Source organism: Stenotrophomonas sp. INTA L402-1 (assembly GCF_059295135.1).
This window is the reverse complement of the sequence record NZ_JCAFWP010000002.1, coordinates 136,941-156,516: the sequence shown is the minus strand read 5'-3', so window position 1 is coordinate 156,516 and position 19,576 is coordinate 136,941. Positions and strand designations below refer to the sequence as shown.

Here is a 19,576-nt window from a genome sequence, read left to right as displayed (position 1 = left end):
GCCGCACGATCAGCGCCAGACTTTGATCTGGTCGGCTTCGCTGCGCTGCATCGGCTGGCCGGCCTTGCAGCTGAAGGTGGCGCCGAAGGCCGGCAGGTTGGCCAGCGTGCCGTTGCTGCGCCACACGCCCGGTGCACGGATGTCGGCGGTCAGGCGGCGTACGGCCTCGTTCGGCGACAGCTGCTGTGCCCACAGCGCCGACCAGGCACGGAAGAAGCCCTGCTGCTGCGCCTGCTTGGCCTTTGGCTCCTGTGCGACGTAGGCCGCCCAGGCCAGTTCCAGGCCCGCGATGTCGGCCAGGTTCTCTTCCTGGGTGAGCGCACCGTTGACCTTGGCACCCTTCACGCCCGGGAAGTCGTAGGCGCCGTACTGCGCGGCGATGCGGTTGCCGAGCAGGGTCCAGGCGGTCTTGTCGGCCGGAGTCCACCAGCTGCGCAGTTCGCCCTTGGCGTCCACCAGTGCGCCCTTGGCATCGATGGCTCGGGTCAGTTCGTGGCCGACCAGGCCACCGAAGCTGCCGAACTTGTCGGCAGCGTCGGCCTTGGCGTTGAACACCGGGCCCTGCAGGATCGCGGCGGTGACGATCAGGCGGTTCTGGGCCAGATCGTAGGCCAGCGAAGGCTGCTGCGGCAGCACGTCCCAGCGACGGTCGGCGTTGCCCTTGCCGATGCGTTTCATTTCCTCGCGATGGCGCCAGGTCGAAGCAATCAGCATGTTGCCACCGAACGAACCGCGGCCCATCGGCTGCACGCTGTAGTCGAGGTCGCGCAGCGGGGTGCCGATCTCGATCTTCAGCGCAGCCAGCTTGGCCTGCGCTTCGGCCTTGGCTTCGGTGCTCATCCAGCTGCTGTTCTTGACCGCTTCGATCTGCACTTCGCGCACCTTGTCGACGATCCACGCCGCCTGGCGACGATCTTCGGCGGACAGGTAACGGGCAGCGTATTCGCGACCGACCATCGGGCCAGCGGCCACGTTGATCGCCTCCAGCACGTCTTCCCAGCGCTGCGGCGGCAGGGTCTCGCCACGCAGCACGCGGCCGCGGAATTCGAACTCGGCGTCGCGGTAGGCCTTGGACAGGTACGGCGCCATCGAGTCGCCCACTCGCCAGCGCAGGTAGGCCTTCCACTGGTCGGGCTTGAGCTTGGTGACCATGCCGTCGAGCTGCTTGAACAGGCCCGGGTCGGCCAGCGAGACCAGGTCGTCATCCACGCCCTGTGCCTTCAGGAAGGCATCCAGTTGCAGGTTGCGGTAGCGGCTGTTGAGCTCCTTGGTGGAGATCGGCGCGTAGTTGTTGAACGGGTTGTTGATGCCGGCCAGCGACTGCGCATTGCGCGCCAGCTCGGTTTCCAGCGCGATCACCGCCTGCGACTCGGCATCCAGCTTGGCGGCTGGGGTGCCGGTCAGCGCCAGGATCTGCTTGACGTAGTTGCGGTAGCGCCCCATCAGGGCCACGGTGTCGGCATCGGTACGGGTATAGAACGCCGGATCCGGCAGGCCCATGCCGCCCTGCATGAAGTAGCCGATGTGGCGGTCAAGTGCCTTCAGGTCGACGTCCGGGCCGAAGTTGAAGGCCACCGGGATGCCGACCTGGTGCAGCGCGGCGATCGAGGCCGGCACATCCTTGGCCTTCTTGATGGCGTTGATGCGGGTCAGCAGCGGGGCTATCGGGTTGGAGCCGTCTGCTTCCACGGCAGCTTCGTCCAGGCCACTGGCCCAGAAGTCACCCAGCAGCTTCTGCACGTTGCCCTGCGGCGCCTTCATCGCTGCGTCGAGCAGTTCACGCTGCTGCTGGCGGCTGCGGTCGACCAGCTGGCCCAGCGCGGTGGTGGCGCCGGTCTGCGGCACCGGGTTGGCCTTCAGCCAGCCTGCATTGGTGGCGTCGTAGAAGTCGCTGCACTGGGCACTGACAGCCGGGGCACGCGCGGCCTTTTTCTTGGCGGCGAAGGCATCGTGGGTCGGGACCAGAGTCGCCAGGCTGATGCCCAGGGCGATGGCAAGCGGACGGAAATTGGGCATGTGGAACGAATCCGTGATGGATTGAGGGCGCGCGCACTATAGCAAGCCGCGCATGGGCGCGGCATGCACGCATCACGGCGTATCCGCCGGGCATGGTCCGGCGCTACCGGGTGTGCGGCATCGACACCGCATGCACGCATCACGGTGGCTCCGCCATGCTGTGCGCCAACCAAGGTCGGCATCTACCAACGGCGTGGGCCTGCACAGGCGCAGCAGATCCACGCCATGCGTGGATGACGGGCGCCGCAAAAAACAAAGGCCCGGGAATTCCCGGGCCTCTGCAGGTCTACCATGGCATCAGCCAGGGCTTACCAGATCACCACCTGCTGCTCGCCGGCGCGGGCCATCGGCGAACCGGCCTTGCACTGGAAGGCCGCAGCAAAGGTCGGCAGGTTCGACGGCGCACCCATGGCTCGGAACTGCGCCGGCGCGTGCGGGTCAGTGGCCAGGCGGACCTTGGCGTTTTCCGGGGTGTACTTGGTGCGCCACACGGTGGCCCAGTTGAAGAAGAAGCGCTGGTCGCGGGTGAATCCATCGACCTTTGCATCTTCCTTGCCGGCGGAGGCCTTCTGCAGGGCGTCGTAGGCGGTAGCCAGGCCGCCCAGGTCGGCGATGTTCTCGCCCAGGGTCAGGTGACCGTTCACGGCCTGGCCGTCGACCTTGTACTGGTCGAACTGCTTGACCAGCTTGCCGGTCAAGCCTTCGAAGTTCTTCTTGTCAGCGGCAGTCCACCAGTCTTCCATGTTGCCGGTCGGCCCGAAGCGTGCACCCTGGTCGTCGTAACCGTGGGTCATTTCGTGGCCGATCACCGCACCGATGCCGCCATAGTTCAGTGCGTCGTCGGCCTTCGGATCGAAGAACGGAGGCTGCAGGATGGCGGCCGGGAACACGATCTCGTTCTGCAGCGGGTTGTAGTAGGCGTTGACCGTCTGCGGGGTCATGCCCCACTCGGTCTTGTCCACCGGCTTGCCGATCTTGGACAGGTTGAACTTGTAGTTGAACTCACTGGCCGCGCGCACATTGCCCAGGTAGCTGTCGCGCTGGGTCTGCAGGCCCGCCCAGTCACGCCACTTGTCCGGGTAACCGATCTTCGGGGTGAAGGTTTCCCACTTGGCGATGGCCTTGGCTTTGGTTTCATCGCTCATCCAGCTCAGGCCCTGGATGCGTTCCTTCAGCGAAGCGGCCAGGTTCTTCACCAGCTCTTCCATCTTCGCCTTGGCTTCCGGCGAGAAGGCAACCTTCACGTACAGCTGGCCGAAGGCTTCACCGGCGTCGTTCTCGATGGTGCCCAGCACGCGCTTCCAGCGCGGCTTCTGTTCCTTCTGGCCGTTGAGGGTCTTGCCGTAGAACTCGTAGTTCTCCTGAACGAAGGCATCGGCCAGGTAGGGCGAGGCGCTGTCCACGGTGTGGAAGCGCAGGTAGGCGCGCCACACCGACGGATCGGTATCGCCCAGCGCCTTGCTCACTTCCTCATGGAAGGCCGGCATGGCCAGCGAGAACTTCTCCGGCGCGGCTACGCCCTGCGACTTGAAGAACTCGGTCCAGCTGAAGTTCGGGGTCAGCTTGTCGGCGTCAGCCAGGGTGACCGGGTTGTAGTACAGCTCGACGTTGCGCGACAGCTCGACGCGCGACTTGGAGGCCTTGGCCAGGCGGGTCTCGAACTTGACCACGTCCTCGGCCTGCTTGGCAGCGTCGGCAGCGGCGACGCCGGACAGCTCCAGCACCTTGGCGACGTGTGCCTGGTAGGCCTTCAGCTTGTCGGCGTTCTTGGCATCGGTGTAGTAGGTGCTGTCCGGCAGGCCCAGGCCGCCCTGGCTGGCGTAGGCCAGGTTGACGGCCGAGTTCTTGAAGTCGGCTTCGGCGCCGAAGCCGAACAGGACGTTGTCACCCTTGGCCGCGCTGCTGCGCAGGTAGTCGGCGATGGCCGCCTTGTCCTGCAGGCCGTCGATCGCGGTCAGGTCGGCCTTCAGCGGCTCGATGCCCTGGGCATTGATCTTGGCTTCGTCCATGCCGGTGGCCCACAGGTCGCCGACGATCTTCTCGATATGGTTCGGGTTCTTGACCTGCGCGACCTGTTCAGCCAACTGGTGCTGTACGGCCACCGAACGCTCGTCGAGGATGGTGAACGCGCCCCAGCTGGTGCGGTCGCCCGGAATTTCATTGGCGGCCAGCCACTTGCTGTTCACGTAGTCGCCGAAGGCGCCACAGGCGTCCTTGCTGGCATCCAGATCGCTGGGCTGGAAGGCGTTGTAGGCCGGCAGCTTGCTCTCGTCCAGCGTGTAGTTGGTGGCTTCGGCCGCAGCCGGCGTGGAGGCGGTGGCATCCTTGGCCGGGGTTTCGTTCTTGCCGCAGCCGACCAGCGCGGCCGAAACGGCCAGGGTCAGCAGCACGATCTTGGGAGTACGGGTCACTTTGATGGCCTCCAGGCCGAGTGAGTCAGGGAAGGGCCGCGGGGACGGCCGTGGGCCGAACAATACGCCGCCGGCCTGCCCCGCAAGGGTGTCGAAGGTCATGGCCGGGCGCAAGGGGGGGCTTCGCGGGCACAAAAAAGCAGACCCGGCAAAAGCCGGGTCTGCGGGTGTCCAAGTCCGGATGGATCAGAACTTGTAGGTGATACCCATATACATGTAGCGACCGATGCTGTCGTACAACGCCGCACCCGCGTCCGCACCGAAGTAGTTCACCGGCGGATCCTTGTCGAACACGTTGTCCACGCCCAGGTAGACGTCGATGCCCGAACCGGGGAACTTATAGCCAACCTGCATGTTGTGGTACAGGTACGACGGGTTGCGGATCGGGCTCTGCGAACCCGGGTTGGAGTTGTAGCTGTCCGGGGTCACGCGCAGGTTGCCGTCAACGTAGGTCATGTCCCACGAAGCGCGCCAGTCGCCACGCTTGTAGCTGGCGCTGAACTGACCGCGCCAGCGCGGGTCGGTGTAGTAGGTGACGTACTCGGTGAACTCGTCCGGGAAGGACTGGAAGGCCCATTCGCGCGACTGGATCAAGCGGGTACCAACAACTCGCAGGGTGGTGAAGCCACCCAGCAGGTCGAAGCGGTAGTCCATTTCCAGATCGACGCCGACGCGACGGGACTTGGCCAGGTTCTCGGAAATCGCGGTCCAGTTGTAGATGCTGTATTCCGGGAACGGGGTACCGGTGGGCGAGGTGTAGCCGCCAACCGGAGCACGCTTGATCGAGTTGCAGAACGAGTTGTTCTGCACGCCGCCGGGGGAGTCCACGCAACGGGTTGCGAGGGTCTGTGCGGTGACTGCGCCGATCGCATCAGTGAGGGTGATGCGCCAGTAGTCCATCGACATGCCGAAGCCCGGCAGGAATTCGGGCTGCCACACGAAGCCGAACGACAGGGTCTTGGCTTCCTCGGCCTTCAGGTTCGGATTGCCGCCGCTGACACCGGGACGGGTCGCGGTGTAGGTATCCACCCAGTTGTTCGGAATGCCGAGTGCGGCGCAGTTGGCGGCGCGCAGGGCCGGGTCCTTTGCGGTGGCCGGGCGGTTGCTGTTGGTTGACAGCGTGTTGCACGGGTCATTGATGGTGGCGAAGTTCTGCGACTGCGGGTTGTACAGCTCGCCGATGCTCGGAGCACGCACCGCGCTGGCATAGGAGCCGCGGACGCGCAGCGAGCTCAACACTTCCCAATCCAGACCGACGTTCCAGGTCTTGGTGTCGCCGACGGAGCTGTAGTCCGACCAGCGGCCGGCGAGATCCAGGTTCAAGCGGCGGATCAGCGGCAGGTCGGCCAACAGCGGGACGGTGGTTTCGGCGAAGACTTCACGCACACTGTATTCGCCACCGCGGCTCGGGATCGCGTTGAGGAAGGTCAGGCCCAGTGCCGACAGCGCGTCGGTGTTTTCCTGGCTCTGCTCCTTGCGGTACTCCACGCCACCCGCGAAGCCGACGTCACCCGCCGGCAGCGAGAACAGGGAGCTGTTCGCCACCGAGGCGCTGAACACCTGCTGCTTCAGCTTCGACTGGTTCAGCGAAGATGTGTTGAACCATGCTGCAGCGTCAGCCGGGATGGCACCGTTGCCGAACACGCTGAACGGGACGCAGCCTGCGATCAGAGCCTGGTTGTAGCGCTGCCCGGTGTTCGGGTTGATCGCATTGGGGTCCAGCGACGCGCGGCAGACCAGCTTGCCGCTGGCATCGCGCGCAACGTCCATGCCAGCGTGCCAGCGCTCGGTGATGCGGTTGTTCAGGTTGACGCGGTCGATGGTGGTCTGGCCGAAGTTGGCCGACGTTTCATACGTCCAGCTTTCGCCCAGATTGCCTTCCAGGCCGAACACCACGCGGCTGGTCTGGCGTTCGATCTTCTCGCCACGACGGCCAGCGTCGACGTTGAAGCGATTCATCACCAGATTGCTTTCAGCTACGTTCGGGTCGCGCGACACGGCACGGACGGTGCTGGTGCCATCGCGGTTCTGCACGCGCACGGTGCGCGCATCGAGAATGGCGCCCAGCTCGTTGGAAATGTAGGCATTGTCGCGACGCAGGCGCAGGCCGGTGTCGAAGGCCGGCTGACCGAAGAACTCCGACTCGGTCTTGGTGTACTTGCCTTCGAAGAAGAAGCGATGATCATCATTCAGATCGAAATTGACGATCGTATTGAAGCTGAAGCGATCAAACGACGGCTGCAGGTCGGCCACTGCATTGAGGTCGGTGAAGTCGCAGTCCACGCAGCTGCTCGCGCTGACGATGGTGCCATCGTAGCGATTGCGACGGAACGAGCCGTCATTGTTGAACAGGTAGCGGGTGGCTGGATTGAAGGCAATGGTGCGGGTGCCAGTCGGCGAGATGGTGATCTGGCCGAGGTCCATGGTGCCGCCGTAGGACGTGGAGTGGTTGCCACCCGGACGGCTCAGCACGGTCTGCGGATTGCTTTCGCTCGGCGGACGCGTCGGATCGAAGTTGGGATTCGGCACAGAGACTTCATAACGACGGCCGATCTCGCGGTCACCACGGCCAAAGCGGCCCTGGGTGCTGTACTCCATTGCGATCGCCGCGTTACCGCGGCCGTCAGCGAACGGCTTGCCTGCCGAGAAACTGGCAAAACGGCGATCGAAGCTGCCCTCGTCGGCCTTGCCGGTCTGGCCACGGAACTCGTAGCCATCGAATGACTTCTTCATGATGAAGTTGACCACACCCGCAACTGCGTCGGCGCCGTACACGGCCGAGGCACCGCCGGTGATCACTTCCACGCGCTCGATCCACTCCACCGGAATGGTGTTGACGTCAACGGAGGTGGAGCCCGGGCTGGCACCGACATGGCGGCGGCCATTGACCAGCACCAGGGTGCGCGACGGGCCCATGCCGCGCAGATCCATCAGACCCAGGCCAGCAGTGCCGATGAAGCGGGTCGAGTTGCCGAGTGAGTAGCTCGGGGTCAGCTGCGGCATCTTGTTCATCAGGTCGCCGATGTTCGACGCACCTGTGGTGCGGATTTCTTCGGCGGTGATGGCCGTGACCGGCGAGGGGGTCACGAAGCCGGTACGCGCGATGCGCGAGCCGGTCACGGTGACCTTGTCAAGGTCCACAGGGTTGGTGCCAGCTTCCTGCGCCATGGCGGGCATCGAGGCGGCTGCAAGCAGACCTGCCACCAGGGCGGCAGTCAGTGGGTGACGGCTGGGTGAGCGGTACAGAGACATCGTGGTGAATCCCCCTAAGGAAAAGAGAGTGCTCGCTATCCGTGCATTTGTTATGCGTGTGTTCAGCAGTCATCCTGACGTTGATCGAACCTAACACGACCTTAACGGGAATTGCATGATTTCATCACGGGGTGTCTCATTTTGTTCTCAGAACTTGAACATAATTGCAGCAAATACAGTCACTTGGTCTCATTTGTTTCTTCTTTGTTGAATTGCCACGCGCCAATGCTGAATGTGGTGTTAGCGGCCACTTTGCGCAATTTGTCCGTTGGGGCGGTGCACGGTGGACGCCGCGGCATGGGGGGGGGCTAGGTGGAGTCCTGCTCCCACGAGGAGGAGGGGGGCCGGTCGCGGGGAATTCGCGAACGAAAAAGGGCGGCCGAAGCCGCCCTTTCCGTGGATTCACTACGGGATCAGAACTTGTAGGACACGCGCGCGAAGAACGTCCGGCCGTACCAGTCGTACTGCGAGGCGTAGATCGGCACGTTGCCGTAGCGATCACCGGCACCGGCCGAGATCAGGTCCGGAGCCTTGTCGAACAGGTTGCGCACGCCGACCATGATGTTCCAGTCATCCATGTCGTAACCCACCGAGACACTGTGGCGGAACTGCCAGCTGGCCTTGATGTCGCGGGTGGCGTTCTGGTACACGGAATAGGTGAAGTTCGGGCTCAGGTCCTTGTTCTGCGTGCTGCTGACGTAGGTTCCCTGCCAGTTGAACGTCCAATCGCCGCGTTCCAGGCTGACGCTGGCCAGGCCAACGGTCTTCGGACGGCCGATGTAGCCGACCTGGTCGGAGGTGCTGATTCCACTTTCAGCAGCCGAATCGAACAACTGATAGGTGTCCTCCAGGGTATAGGTCACCTGTGCTTCAGCGGAAAGCTTGCCGAACGCGAAGTCGTTGTCGTAATTGATCTGCAGGTCGTAGCCGCGGGCGCGCTCGCGGTTGATGTTGATGTACTTGTTGTAGATCGTGGTGATGTTGTTCGGCGACGTTGGATCCGTGGGGCTGTTGCGGACCAGCTGGCTGCAGAACGCGTTCGGGAAGACCGCCGAGCCGTAGCAGCCGGCGACGATGTCATATTCGTCAAGCTGGGTGATTTCGCCGCGTACGTCGTAATCGAAATAGTCCAGTGCGACGTTGAGGTTGGCAAAGGTCGGGCTCCAGACCAGGCCCAGAGTCTTGGCCTTGGAGGTCTCCGGCGTCCCCGAAGCAAAAAAAGGCCCCGCCGAAGCGGGGCTTGGTCCAGACACGAAGTCCGGAAAACGACGGGATCAGAAGTTGTACTTGACCTGGGCCGAGATCTGGCGGCCGTAGACGCTGTAGAAGCCGTCATTGAACGGGGTCGATTCGTTGCCCGGGTAGTTGTAGCGCTGGCCTTCCGGCAGCTTGTTGAACACGTTGTTGACCATCAGCGACAGGACCAGATCTTCCTGTGCCTGGTAGTTCATGCTCAGGTTGTACGTGGTGTACGAACCCCACTTGCCGGCCTTGGCGCCGGAGGAGTGGACGTAGCCGTAGCTGCGGCCGGTGTAGGCCAGGTAGTTCGGGGTGCTGCCGACGTAGTTGGCGTACACGGTGGTGGTGAACTTGGCGATGTTCCAGGCCACCGACAGATCGCCGCGGACCTTGGCGAAGTTGTCGTAGTACCACATGTTGTACGGATCGCTCAGCAGATCCAGCTTGGCGGCACCCGGCATCGGCTGCACTTCACGCTTCAGCATGTTGGTGTAGTTGCCGGAGAACATCAGCGAGCCGAAGCGGCCGATATCCTGCTGGTACTTGGCCGCCACGGTCACCGCTTCCAGGTTCTGGCTGGCAACGTTGAGCTTCGGCGTGTACACGCGCTCCAGATTGCCGCCCTTGTCACGGGATACCCAGGTGGTCACGTCACCGCAGCTGGCCGAGGTGTTGTTCGGCAGGCCGTTGTGGCACTGGTACTCGGCCAGCAGCAGCTGGTCGCTGCTGAGGGTCTTGACCTCGTTCTTGATCTTCCAGTTGTAGTAGTCGGCCGACAGCGAGAAGTTGCTGACCGGGGCCCACACCACGCCTGCGCTCCAGACGTCGGCGGTGATCGGCTTCAGGTCCGGGTTGCCGGACTTTTCGCTGTACACCGAGGTGTTCTTGTAGAACGAGCAGGCCTCGTCACGCAGGCCGTAGCCCAGCTGGCTGCAGCGGTAGTAGTCGTTCTGGCCGGACGAGTACGAACCGCTCATGCCCTGGAAGGCATCGGACAGGGTCGGCGCGCGGAAGGCGGTACCGTACTTGCCGCGCAGCAGCAGGCTTTCGATCGGACGGAATTCCAGACCGATGCTGTAGGTGGCCTTGTCGACGGTCTTGTCGGCGATCTTGAAGGCGTCATAGCGGCCCGACGCGCTGACGGTCAGCTTGTCGTGCAGCGGCATGCGCAGCTCGCTGGTGACCGCGTAGTTGCTGCGGTGGCCGGCGCCGGCGACGGCAGTGGTGCCCCACACGTTGCCCTTGACGAACGCCTGGTCCGGCGAGTAGTCCCAACCTTCGCTGCCACCTTCCAGCACAACGGCCAGGCCGGCGTCACCGCCCGGCAGGCTGAACAGCGAGCCGTTGGTCACCTGCACGCGGCCCAGGTTCTGCCAGGTCTTGCTGCGGTGGGTGCCGTAGCCGGTGAAGCTGGCGAACTGGTCCGGGGTGATCGGCGAGTAGAAGGCCGCGTAGTCCGGGTTGTAGATGTCGAAGCCATCAGCGGTGGTGCCCAGCGAGGTGCCCAGCACGTTGTCGACGAAGAAGCCATCGATCTTGTCCTTCCAGCGCACGAAGCGGTTCTGGTCCAGGCGGTACTCACCACGGGTGAAGCTGGCGCTGTAGTCCCAGTCGCCGACCATGCCCTTGCCGCCCAGGGTGACCTGGTAGGCACGGCTTTCGTCGGAGTTCATGATGTTGTTGTAGTGGCCCGGGCCGATTTCTTCCGGCGCGAAGGCGCGCTGCAGGTTCACGACCTTGCCCAGGCCCTGGTCGTAGAAGCTGCCCAGGCTCGACTTGGTGCCCCACCACAGGGCGCTGGAGCCGGAGGTGAACTCGGTCTTTTCCTTGCTGTACAGCACATCGGCGAACAGCTGGAAGTTGTCGTTCACGTCGAAGGTCATCGACGAGTAGAACTGGCCGCTGTTCTTGCCGTTCTTCAGGGTCTTGTAGCCGGCGCTGTACACCGAACCGCAGGACTCGCCCGACGGGCGCTGGCCGACCACAGTGGTGCCGTCATACAGTCCAGCGACGTTCGCGCAACGGCTCGGGTCCATCATCAGCAGCTTGTTGTCAGCGTTGGTGATGACGGCGAAGTCGTTCGACGGAACCTGGGCGGTGTAGCCGACCGGGTTGTTCTGGCGGGTGATGTCGCGCTGGTAGCCCCAGATCGGGCTGCCGTTCTCGATCTGCACGTTGAACAGTGCATGGAAGCGGTCGTCGAAGGCGTTGATGCCCTTGGCGGCGCTGAAGCGGATGTTGCTGCCACCGCCTTCGGTGTAGGTGCCGCCACGGAGGGTCATGGTGCCGCCGTCCATGCGCTCCTTCAGGATGATGTTGACCACACCGGCGATTGCGTCCGAGCCGTACAGCGAGGACTGGCCGCCCGGCAGCACTTCGATGCGCTCGACGATGTCGATCGGAATGCCGCTGATGTTGTTGAAGGTTTCGCTGCCGTTGTACAGCGCCGGATACGAGAGCATCGGGCGGCCGTTGATCAGGTACTTGGTGTAGCCCGGGTTCAGGCCGAACATGCCGGCAGCTTCGGCGCCCTGGGTGAACGAACCCGAGGTCTGGCCACCCTGCAGGCCGCCGGTGGTCAGCGACGACTGCTGCAGCACTTCAGCAACACTGCTGAAGCCGCGGGTCTGGATGTCTTGGGCGGTGATGGACATCACCGGGGTCTGGGTTTCAACCTGGGTCTGCGGGATCAGCGAACCGGTGACGGTGATCTTGTCCAGGTTGGTCGCCTTGTCCTGGGCCATTGCCGGGGCGGCGGCCATCAGAGCGGAAATCAGGGCGACGGCGAGCGTGTTGCGACGTGCGGTGTTGCTTACGTAGTTCATGTAGTTCCATTGGAGAGCAAAAACAAAAACGGCACTGCGCATGCGCCATCGCGCGGGCTGGAAATGCCAGCTCCGCAGCCCAAAACAGTGCGGGTCGAACGTAACATGAACTTAACAATCTGTGCACGAATCTGTAGCAATCCTGAATTTCAGTCAGGTTACGTCCAGCTTGTATGATGCTCGGTTATTCCCCCTGACCCCGCCGGTGCTCGTTGTGAACAGTTCTCCCCGCCGTCCCCATGCAAGCCAGGTCCAGAAGGGACTTACGCCGCATGCCCGCATCCGCAACGTGATCGCGGTTGGTTCGGGCAAGGGCGGCGTCGGCAAGTCGACCACTGCGGTCAATCTGGCCGTGGCCCTGCAGCAGCTCGGCGCACGCGTGGGCGTGCTTGATGCGGACATCTACGGGCCGAGCGTGCCGGCCATGCTGGGCCTGTCCGGTCGCCCGGAAAGCCCCGACAACAAGAGCATCGAGCCGCTGCGTGCGTTCGGCGTGGACACCATGTCGATCGGCTACCTGATCGAAGAAGACACGCCGATGATCTGGCGTGGACCGATGGCCACCTCGGCGATGACCCAGCTGTTCAATGACACCCTGTGGGATGACCTGGACTACCTGCTGATCGACCTGCCGCCGGGCACCGGTGACATCCAGCTGACCCTGACCCAGAAGATCCCGCTGGCCGGCGCGGTGATCGTCACCACCCCGCAGGACATTGCCACGCTGGACGCGAAGAAGGCGCTGAAGATGTTCGAGAAGGTCGAGGTGCCGGTGCTCGGCATCGTCGAGAACATGGCGGTGCATACCTGCAGCAGCTGCGGGCATGTCGAGCACCTGTTCGGCGAGGGCGGCGGCGAGCGCATGGCCGCGCAGTACGGCGTGCCGTTGCTGGGTTCGTTGCCGCTGCAGATCGGCATCCGCGAGCAGGGCGATACCGGTACCCCGATCACCGTGGCCCAGCCGGATTCGGTCCCGGCCCAGGCCTACCGCCATGCCGCCCAGCGCCTGATCGAGGAGGTTGGCAAGCGTCCGCGTGCCTCGATCCCGATCCTGTCGTCGCTGCTGTAAGTGCCAGGGCAGGGGCCGCCGGCGACGCCCGGCCCCCTGCTAGAATCCTCGCGCCCCCTCGTACCCCAGGACAAAGCATGAGCATCAAGAGTGACCGTTGGATCCGCCGCATGTCCGAGCAGCACGGCATGATCGAGCCGTTCGAGGCCGGGCAGGTCAAGCAGGCCAACGGCGAGCGCATCGTCAGCTATGGCACCTCCAGCTACGGCTACGACGTGCGCTGCTCGCGCGAGTTCAAGGTGTTCACCAACATCAACTCGACCATCGTCGATCCCAAGCACTTCGATCCGGGCAGCTTCGTGGATATCGTCGGCGATGAATGCATCATCCCGCCGAACAGCTTCGCGCTGGCGCGCACCGTGGAGTACTTCCGCATCCCGCGCGACACCCTGGTGGTGTGCCTGGGCAAGAGCACCTACGCGCGCTGCGGCATCATCGTCAACGTGACCCCGCTGGAGCCGGAGTGGGAAGGCCACGTCACCCTGGAATTCAGCAACACCACGCCGCTGCCAGCGCGCATCTACGCCAATGAAGGCGTGGCGCAGATGCTGTTCTTCCAGGCGGCCGCCGATGACATCTGCGAGACGTCGTACCGCGATCGTGGTGGCAAGTACCAGGGCCAGACCGGCGTGACCCTGCCGCGGACCTGAGCGGCGCGCCATCGAATGACGAAAACGCCGGGCATGCCCGGCGTTTTCGTGGGTGCGGCCACACGCTGCGCTCGCCGGGCATGGCCCGGCGCCAGCTTATTTCCCGCGACCGAACAGCATCGCGATGCCCACGCCCACCAGTGCCACCGGCCACCAGGTCAACAGCAGCTTGGACAGGTTCAGGTGCGTCCAGCCGAGGTTGCTGGCGAGCATGAACAGGCCGATCAGGATCAGCAGGACGGCGGCAACGAGGTTGAATCGCATCGGGTCGGCAAACGCTCAGGACTGGGCTGGATATCCTAGCCGTTCCTTCCAGTAGGCGACATGCTGGTCCAGCGCACCCGGCTCGTAGCGGTGCGCGGGGCCGCTGCCCCAGACCGGGCCCGGCCACGCGGGGTCGCCGTCATGGCGGCCGATCACATGGAAATGCAGCTGGCGCACGATATTGCCCAGCGCACCGATATTGATCTTCTCCACCCCGTCGGCGCCCTTCAGGGCCTTGCAGGCGCGGTTGAGCTCGGTGCGCAGCTTGTCCTGCTGCTCGCCGTCCAGCTCGATCCACTCGGTCACCCCGGCCAGGCGCGGTACCAGCACCAGCCAGGGGAATCGTTCGTCGTTCATCAGCCGCACTTGCGACAACGGTCCTTCCGCCACCAGCACGCTATCGGTGGCCAGGCGTGAATCGAGTTCGAATTCGCTCATCCAAGATGCTCCGAGAAGAAGTCCAGGGTGCGTTGCAGCGCCAGGGTGGCGCTGTCTGGATCATACGCATGTCCGACCTCGCGGTTGAAGGCGTGGTCGGCCGGATAGACGAAGGTGGCCATCTGCGGCAGCTTCTCGCGATGGGCCTGCACGGCCTCCGGCGGGATGCTCTTGTCCTGGGCACCGAAGTGGAAGATCACCGGGGCCTTGGGTGTCTCATCCAGGAACTGGACGTTGCGCGCACCGTAGTAGCTGACCGATGGCAGGCCCAGGCGCAGGGCCGACAGCATCGCCACCGTGCCGCCCCAGCAGTAGCCCACCGTGCCGACCTTGCCGTAGGGGGCCAGCCGGGTCGCCGCGGCACGGACCACCTCCAGCGCCTTTTCCATGCCCAGTGCGCTGACCCGTTCCAGGCCCTGCTTCACGCCGTCGGCGTCATAGGGCAGGGCATCCGGATCGGCTTCTGTGCCTTCAATCAGGTCGAAAAAGGACGGCGCCAGCACCGCATAGCCTTCGGCCGCGAAGCGCTCGGCCACGCCGCGGATGTGCGGGTTGGCGCCGAAAATTTCCTGCACCACCACCAGCCCGCCACGCGGGGTGCCCTCCGGCAGGGCGTGCCAGGCCCGTACCGGGCCGTAATGCGTATCCAGGGTGATCCACTCGGCCATCGTTTCCATCTCGTTGCGGGGAACAGAACCGCATTGTCGGCGCTGCGTGGGTTAGCGCGGTGTCAGCGGCTGTGCGTGATCGGGCGGCTGGCCATTCAGAGCGCGGCCGCCAACCCCGGTATACTGGCGCCCTTTCAGGCCCCGGCCCCCAGGAACCCCTGCCACGACGGCAGGGGCCCAGGCCCCCAGAGTCCCGCGATTCCATGTCCCAGCTGAACCCCAAAGTCGGCTTCGTCAGCCTTGGCTGCCCGAAGGCCCTTGTCGATTCCGAACGCATCCTTACCCAGCTCCGCTCGGAAGGCTACGACATCGTGCCGTCCTACGATTCGGCCGACGTGGTGGTGGTCAATACCTGCGGCTTCATCGATTCGGCGGTGACCGAGTCGCTGGACGCGATCGGCGAGGCGATGAACCAGAACGGCAAGGTCATCGTCACCGGCTGCCTGGGCAAGCGCCCGGAGCAGATCCGCCAGGCGTACCCCAACGTGCTGGCGGTGTCCGGCCCGCAGGACTACCAGAGCGTGATGGAAGCGGTGCACGAAGCGCTGCCGCCCAAGCACGACCCGTTCGTGGACCTGGTGCCCGACTACGGCATCAAGCTGACCCCGCGTCACTATGCCTACCTGAAGATTTCCGAGGGCTGCAACCACAAGTGCAGCTTCTGCATCATTCCATCGATGCGCGGCAAGCTGGTCTCGCGCCCGGTCGATGAGGTGCTGCGCGAGGCCGAACGCCTGGTGCGTGGCGGCGTGCGCGAATTGCTGGTGGTGTCGCAGGACACCTCGGCCTACGGCGTGGACGTGAAGTACGCCGAGAAGATGTGGCGCAACAAGGCCTACCAGACCCGTCTGAAGGCATTGTGCGAAGGCCTGTCCGAGCTGGATGCGTGGGTGCGCATGCACTACGTCTACCCGTACCCGCACGTGGACGAGGTGGTACCGCTGATGGCCGAGAACCGCATCCTGCCGTACCTGGACATCCCGTTCCAGCACGCCAGCCCGCGCATCCTGCGCCTGATGAAGCGCCCCGGTGCGGTCGAGAAGACCCTGGAGCGCGTGCAGAACTGGCGCCGTATCGCGCCGGACATCACCGTGCGTTCCACCTTCATCGTCGGCTTCCCCGGCGAGACCGAGGCCGAATTTGAAGAGCTGCTGTCGTTCCTCGACGAAGCGCAGCTGGACCGCGTCGGCGCGTTCGCCTATTCGCCGGTCGAGGGTGCCACCGCCAACGACCTGCCGGATGCGGTTCCGGAGGAAGTGAAGCAGGAGCGCCTGGCCCGTTTCATGGAAAAGCAGGCGCAGATTTCCGCTGCGCGCCTGGAGGCCAAGATCGGCACCGTGCAGCAGTGCCTGGTCGACGCCATCGAAGGCGATATCGCGGTGGCCCGTTCCAAGGCCGATGCCCCGGAGATCGATGGCCTGGTGCACATCCAGAATGCCGACCAGGTGCCGTTGCGCGTGGGTGAGTTTGTCGACGTGGACATCACCGAGAGCGACGAGCACGACCTGTACGGTGACGCGCTGCCGGCCGCCACCCGCCCGGCATTCGATCTCAAGATGCTGTGACCGCGGCGACGACCGCCGCCGGTGACGGCAGCGGCGTCCGCCGTTTCGTGCCGCCGCCGCGTGCGGCGGTCGATCCACAGGTGTTCGGGCACCCGGTGTTTGCCGGATTGCGCGACGTTCGTGATCTGTTGGAAGGCCCGGAGTGGCCGTCCATTGCAGCGCTCGAGGCACGCCTCGCGCTACCGGGCAAGCAGCTGGTCGAGCAGGATGCCAAGCTGCTGGCCGACGGCCTGCACTACGAAGCCCGCATCGCACAGGGCCGCATCGCCACCCGCGCCGACAACTGGCATGACCTGTTCAACGCACTGGTGTGGGCCCACTACCCGCAGCTCAAGCAGGCGCTCAATGCGCAGCAGTGCCGGCATATCGAGGCGATGCCGCCGGGTCAGCGCAACCGCGCGCAGGCGGCACTGACCCAGTTCGACGAAACCGGCGTGATCGTGCGTGTGCGCGATCCCAGGCTGCTGGCTGCCTGGGATGTGCACGACTGGTCTGCGCTGTTCGAATCGAGACACTGGCTGAGCGGTGACATCGCCATCGCTGCGGTATTCGGGCACGCGCTGATGGAGCAGGCGCTGCTGCCGGGCCGCCGGCTGGTGGGCAAGTGCGTGGTGGTGCACGGCAAAGCCGATGACACCTGTGTTGACGCGGTGACCGCGGCCATTGCCGAAGGCAGGGCAGTGACCGATCCCCTGCAGTTGCGTCCGCTGCCGTTGGCTGGAGTTCCGGGCTGGCACGAGAGACAGGACGCCGACTTCTATGCAGATGCCGAGTACTTCCGCCCGTTGCGTGCCGGCCGCCAGTATCCGCCGCCGTTGCACGGGGCTATGTAGAGTCGACTGTCAGTCGACTGCTCTTCGTTCCGAGGCCGTGAATGCCTGACAGATGGCTTCGGCAAGTCATCAACCGCGATTGAGGATCGCGGTGCGTTTGCCGTCCGGCTGCGGAGGTTTGTGCCGCGCTTCGCGCGGTAGTCGACTGACAGTCGACTCTACAACGGCTCGTATTCCACCCCGATTACCGCAAAGGTGAACTGGCCGCCGGGCAGCTCCACCGAGAATTCATCATCCAGCCGCTTCTTCAGCAGTGCACGTGCCAGCGGCGAATCGATGCTGATCCAACCCAGGCCTGCGTCGGTCTCATCCGGGCCGACAATGCGATAGCGGCTGGTGCCGCCACTGTCCACGTTCTCCAGTTCCACCCACGCACCAAAGAACACCGCCTGCGGATCGGTCGGCGTGGTGTCGACCACGCGCAGCGATTCCAGCCGCTTGGTCAGGTAGCGCACGCGGCGGTCGATTTCACCCAGCTGCTTCTTGCGGTAGGTGTACTCGGCGTTCTCGGAGCGGTCGCCTTCCGCGGCAGCGGCGGCCAGCGCCTTCACCACCTCCGGGCGGCGCACACGCCACAGCTCATCCAGTTCGGCCTTCAACCGGGCGTGGCCGGAGGCGGTGATCAGGGCGGTACTCTTTTCTGCAGGGGGACGCCAACGCGACATGTGGTGCAACTTCTTTTCAGGGGAACGATGGGGCCGGGTCCTTTCCACAGGAAAGGCCTCCGACCCCGGGAGGGCAGGTCAGCGTTTGCCGCCGAAGATGCCGCCCAGCAGGCCGCGCACGATCTGGTTGCCCAGCTTGGTGCCAACGGTACGCGTGGTCTGCTTGGCCATGGTCTCGATCATGCCCTGGCGGCGCTTGGTGCCGAAGATCGCATCCTTGATCGCCTGGCCGAAACCGCCTTCCTGCGCTTCGTCCTGCTCGCGGCTGCGGGCGGCGGGAGCCTGCGCCTGCTCGACTGTTTTCTGCGCACGCTGGGCCAGCAGCTCGGCGGCCGATTCGCGGTTGATCGCGGTGTCGTAGCGGCTGCCGACCGGGCTGCCGGCACGCACCTGGGCGCGCTCGGCCTCGGTGATCGGCCCCATCCGGCAGCGCGGCGGTGCGATCATCGTCTGCTGCACCGGCATCGGCACGCCCTTGTCCTGCAGCGTGGAGACCAGTGCTTCGCCGGTGCCGAGCTGACTGAGCACCTTGGCCACGTCCAGCTTCGGATTCGGCACGAAGGTCTCGGCAGCGGTCTTCACCGCCTTCTGGTCGCGCGGTGTGAACGCACGCAGTGCGTGCTGCACGCGGTTGCCGAGCTGGCCGAGGATGTTGCCCGGTACGTCGTCGGGGAACTGCGAGCAGAAATACACGCCCACGCCCTTGGAGCGGATCAGGCGCACCACCTGCTCGATGCGCTGCACCAGCGAGGCCGGTGCGTCGTCGAACAGCAGGTGGGCCTCGTCGAAGATGAAGACCAGCTTCGGCTTGTCCAGGTCGCCCACCTCCGGCAGCTGCTCGAACAGCTCCGACAGCAGCCACAGCAGGAAGGTGGAATACAGCTTCGGCTTGAGCACCAGCTGGTCGGCGGCGAGGATGCCGATCACGCCGCGGCCGTCGTGATTGACCCGCATGATGTCGGCCAGTTCCAAGGCCGGTTCGCCGAAGAAGTTCTCGCCGCCATCCTGTGCCAGGCGCAACACCGAGCGCTGGATCGCAGCGATCGACTGCGCGCTGACCAGACCGTACTCGGTGGAGATGTCCTTGCGTTCCTCGGCAACCAGGCCGAGCAGGGCGCGCAGGTCGTCCATGTCCAGCAGCAGCAGGCCGCGGTCGTCGGCCAGCTTGAACACGATGTCGAGCACGCCGGACTGGGTGTCGTTCAATTCGAGGATGCGTGCCAGCAGGGTCGGGCCCATTTCGCTGACCGTAGTGCGCACCGGGTGCCCGAGCTTGCCGTACAGGTCCCAGAAAATGGTCGGGCTGGCGGCCGGCGCGTAGTCGGCCACGCCGATCTCGGCGGCGCGCTTGAGCAGGTTCTCGGCACCGGTGCCGGGCACGGCCAGGCCGGACACATCGCCCTTCACATCGGCCAGGAACACCGGCACGCCCAGCCGCGAGAAGCCCTCGGCCAGGGTCATCAAGGTCACGGTCTTGCCGGTACCGGTGGCGCCGGCCACCAGGCCGTGGCGGTTGCCGAGTTTCGGCAGCAGGGTGACGGCAATATCGTCGGTGATGCCTTTGCCGAGCAGAATCGGATCCATGGTCCAGCCCTTGTGATGAATAGCCCAATGTTAACCGCCGGCGGTGACGGGCCGAAGGTCGGCTTGCCCGGACCTTGGCGGCGCCGCTACTCTGCCT

The 19,576-nt window shown here is 64.6% G+C and carries 13 protein-coding genes and 2 pseudogenes; 4 read left to right on the top strand and 11 right to left on the bottom strand.

Annotated elements, in window-relative coordinates:
• Window positions 1-9: 9 nt before the first annotated feature.
• The 6 genes and pseudogenes from AC5O77_RS03435 to AC5O77_RS03410 all read right to left on the bottom strand — a co-directional run bounded on the left by AC5O77_RS03435 (window position 10) and on the right by AC5O77_RS03410 (window position 11,743).
• Window positions 10-2,016, bottom strand: a complete 2,007-nt coding sequence (locus tag AC5O77_RS03435) for a M13 family metallopeptidase (RefSeq protein ID WP_478057006.1) — start codon at window positions 2,014-2,016, stop codon at window positions 10-12.
• Between the two features lie 308 nt (window positions 2,017-2,324).
• On the bottom strand, window positions 2,325-4,427 hold the full coding sequence (locus AC5O77_RS03430; protein ID WP_049398732.1) for a M13 family metallopeptidase: 2,103 nt from the start codon (window positions 4,425-4,427) through the stop codon (window positions 2,325-2,327).
• A 186-nt stretch (window positions 4,428-4,613) separates the two neighbouring features.
• Window positions 4,614-6,389 (bottom strand): annotated as a pseudogene (locus AC5O77_RS03425) (TonB-dependent receptor domain-containing protein); the annotation flags it as partial.
• Window positions 6,390-6,475: 86 nt separating this feature from the next.
• Window positions 6,476-7,679: pseudogene (locus AC5O77_RS03420) on the bottom strand (TonB-dependent receptor plug domain-containing protein); the annotation flags it as partial.
• Between the two features lie 413 nt (window positions 7,680-8,092).
• Window positions 8,093-8,932, bottom strand: a complete 840-nt coding sequence (locus tag AC5O77_RS03415; RefSeq protein WP_478057005.1) for a TonB-dependent receptor domain-containing protein — start codon at window positions 8,930-8,932, stop codon at window positions 8,093-8,095.
• 21 nt (window positions 8,933-8,953) lie between these two features.
• A complete protein-coding gene (locus AC5O77_RS03410) occupies window positions 8,954-11,743 on the bottom strand; it encodes a TonB-dependent receptor plug domain-containing protein (protein ID WP_494506478.1) in 2,790 nt (929 codons plus the stop codon).
• A gap of 214 nt (window positions 11,744-11,957) precedes the next feature.
• Here AC5O77_RS03410 and apbC point away from each other — a divergent pair, with 214 nt between their 5' ends.
• The gene (gene apbC, locus AC5O77_RS03405) at window positions 11,958-12,812 is read left to right on the top strand and encodes an iron-sulfur cluster carrier protein ApbC (protein WP_478057003.1); all 855 of its coding nucleotides are present in this window, start codon (window positions 11,958-11,960) and stop codon (window positions 12,810-12,812) included.
• A gap of 77 nt (window positions 12,813-12,889) precedes the next feature.
• A complete protein-coding gene (gene dcd / locus AC5O77_RS03400; protein ID WP_010483020.1) occupies window positions 12,890-13,462 on the top strand; it encodes a dCTP deaminase in 573 nt (190 codons plus the stop codon).
• Between the two features lie 96 nt (window positions 13,463-13,558).
• Here the strand turns inward: dcd and AC5O77_RS03395 are convergent, their stop codons facing one another.
• From AC5O77_RS03395 to AC5O77_RS03385, 3 genes are read right to left on the bottom strand one after another with little or no spacing between them, the layout of a single operon-like run.
• Window positions 13,559-13,726 carry a LiaI-LiaF-like domain-containing protein gene (locus tag AC5O77_RS03395; protein ID WP_005418011.1) on the bottom strand — a complete coding sequence of 56 codons (168 nt, stop codon included), beginning with the start codon at window positions 13,724-13,726 and terminating at the stop codon, window positions 13,559-13,561.
• A gap of 15 nt (window positions 13,727-13,741) precedes the next feature.
• Complete coding sequence (locus AC5O77_RS03390) at window positions 13,742-14,164, bottom strand: HIT domain-containing protein (protein WP_049398714.1); 423 nt, start codon at window positions 14,162-14,164, stop codon at window positions 13,742-13,744.
• Window positions 14,161-14,832 carry a dienelactone hydrolase family protein gene (locus tag AC5O77_RS03385; RefSeq protein ID WP_478057002.1) on the bottom strand — a complete coding sequence of 224 codons (672 nt, stop codon included), beginning with the start codon at window positions 14,830-14,832 and terminating at the stop codon, window positions 14,161-14,163. The genes AC5O77_RS03390 and AC5O77_RS03385 overlap by 4 nt, the downstream gene beginning before the upstream one ends.
• A gap of 203 nt (window positions 14,833-15,035) precedes the next feature.
• Between AC5O77_RS03385 and rimO the strand changes: the two genes are divergently transcribed.
• Entirely contained in the window at window positions 15,036-16,397 is a 1,362-nt protein-coding gene (gene rimO / locus AC5O77_RS03380; protein ID WP_478057001.1) for a 30S ribosomal protein S12 methylthiotransferase RimO, read from the top strand.
• Window positions 16,394-17,230 carry a DUF3025 domain-containing protein gene (locus AC5O77_RS03375; RefSeq protein WP_478057000.1) on the top strand — a complete coding sequence of 279 codons (837 nt, stop codon included), beginning with the start codon at window positions 16,394-16,396 and terminating at the stop codon, window positions 17,228-17,230. The genes rimO and AC5O77_RS03375 overlap by 4 nt, the downstream gene beginning before the upstream one ends.
• 158 nt (window positions 17,231-17,388) lie before the next feature.
• Here the strand turns inward: AC5O77_RS03375 and greB are convergent, their stop codons facing one another.
• Both greB and AC5O77_RS03365 read right to left on the bottom strand, forming a co-directional pair.
• Complete coding sequence (gene greB / locus AC5O77_RS03370) at window positions 17,389-17,895, bottom strand: transcription elongation factor GreB (RefSeq protein ID WP_049398718.1); 507 nt, start codon at window positions 17,893-17,895, stop codon at window positions 17,389-17,391.
• Window positions 17,896-17,973: 78 nt separating this feature from the next.
• Window positions 17,974-19,479 (bottom strand): helicase HerA-like domain-containing protein, encoded by a 1,506-nt coding sequence (locus AC5O77_RS03365; protein ID WP_478056999.1) that lies wholly within the window; start codon window positions 19,477-19,479, stop codon window positions 17,974-17,976.
• Window positions 19,480-19,576 lie beyond the last annotated feature (97 nt).

Excerpts from the sequence above, each read along its gene's own strand:
- AC5O77_RS03435 (WP_478057006.1), bottom strand. The coding sequence starts at position 2,016 with ATGCCCAATTTCCGTCCGCTTGCCATCGCCCTGGGCATCAGCCTGGCG.
- AC5O77_RS03410 (WP_494506478.1), bottom strand. The coding sequence starts at position 11,743 with ATGAACTACGTAAGCAACACCGCACGTCGCAACACGCTCGCCGTCGCC.
- dcd (WP_010483020.1), top strand. The coding sequence starts at position 12,890 with ATGAGCATCAAGAGTGACCGTTGGATCCGCCGCATGTCCGAGCAGCAC.
- AC5O77_RS03395 (WP_005418011.1), bottom strand. The coding sequence starts at position 13,726 with ATGCGATTCAACCTCGTTGCCGCCGTCCTGCTGATCCTGATCGGCCTG.
- AC5O77_RS03390 (WP_049398714.1), bottom strand. The coding sequence starts at position 14,164 with ATGAGCGAATTCGAACTCGATTCACGCCTGGCCACCGATAGCGTGCTG.
- AC5O77_RS03385 (WP_478057002.1), bottom strand. The coding sequence starts at position 14,832 with ATGGCCGAGTGGATCACCCTGGATACGCATTACGGCCCGGTACGGGCC.
- rimO (WP_478057001.1), top strand. The coding sequence starts at position 15,036 with ATGTCCCAGCTGAACCCCAAAGTCGGCTTCGTCAGCCTTGGCTGCCCG.
- greB (WP_049398718.1), bottom strand. The coding sequence starts at position 17,895 with ATGTCGCGTTGGCGTCCCCCTGCAGAAAAGAGTACCGCCCTGATCACC.
- AC5O77_RS03365 (WP_478056999.1), bottom strand. The coding sequence starts at position 19,479 with ATGGATCCGATTCTGCTCGGCAAAGGCATCACCGACGATATTGCCGTC.